The following is a 389-nucleotide window of genomic DNA, read 5'->3' as shown; positions in this document are numbered from 1 at the left end:
AATTTAGACAGTGTACCAGCTAACATCCAAACTGCTGTACGTAATAATGGCGGTGGACATTTAAACCATTCATTATTCTGGGAGTTACTTTCACCAAACTCAGAAGAAAAAGGTACTGTAGTAGAAAAAATTAAAGAACAATGGGGTTCTTTAGAAGAATTTAAAAAAGAATTTGCTGACAAAGCAGCTGCACGCTTTGGTTCAGGTTGGGCTTGGTTAGTCGTAAACAATGGCCAGTTAGAAATTGTGACTACACCAAACCAAGATAATCCATTAACTGAGGGTAAAACACCTATTTTAGGTTTAGACGTATGGGAACACGCTTATTACCTAAAATATCAAAATAAACGCCCTGACTACATTGGCGCATTTTGGAATGTAGTTAACTG

The 389-nt window shown here is 37.0% G+C and carries 1 protein-coding gene; it reads left to right on the top strand.

What is annotated here, in order from left to right; all coding sequences use genetic code 11:
* Nucleotides 1–389, top strand: a 389-nt coding sequence (locus tag K6M89_RS32025; RefSeq protein WP_222141871.1) for a superoxide dismutase, incomplete at both ends; no start/stop codon positions are given.

This window comes from Rhizobium croatiense, from assembly GCF_019793465.1.
GTDB classification, from domain to species: Bacteria; Pseudomonadota; Alphaproteobacteria; order Rhizobiales; family Rhizobiaceae; genus Rhizobium; species Rhizobium croatiense.
Note: the sequence above shows the minus strand (reverse complement) of the source record. Positions and strands in the feature narration are given on the sequence as shown.